This window comes from Mesorhizobium sp. M8A.F.Ca.ET.181.01.1.1 (assembly GCF_004792025.1).
Taxonomy (GTDB): Bacteria; Pseudomonadota; Alphaproteobacteria; order Rhizobiales; family Rhizobiaceae; genus Mesorhizobium.
In genome coordinates, this window is the sequence record NZ_SRTV01000343.1 from 1 (window position 1) to 280 (window position 280).

Below are 280 nucleotides of genomic sequence, written 5' to 3' on the forward strand. Positions count from 1 at the left end.
AATGTTCTCCCGCTCGCGCAGTCTTGCTGGACAGCTCGTACGACGCGAACAGCTCGAACAGTCCGAGTTCTTTCAGCTCTGCTACCGCGCTCGGCGGAAGATCCGCGAGCGAACCGATACCGCCGCGCTCTTCAGCAAGGCGCTCGAGCATCCCCAGTCTGTCCGCATCATCCACCGCGTGCTCCACCACGATCCGCTTGGGCCGGAACAGGACGGCACACAGCGCGCCCGCCGCGAGACAGCCGCCTAGTCCAATTAACATCGCATAGGCCCGCGCGAT

At 63.9% G+C, this 280-nt stretch carries 1 protein-coding gene; it reads right to left on the reverse strand.

Annotated features, from left to right (window positions below; translation table 11 throughout):
• A partial coding sequence (locus EN824_RS34900) for a hypothetical protein (RefSeq protein WP_210236413.1) occupies positions 1–280 on the reverse strand: 280 nt, incomplete at both ends.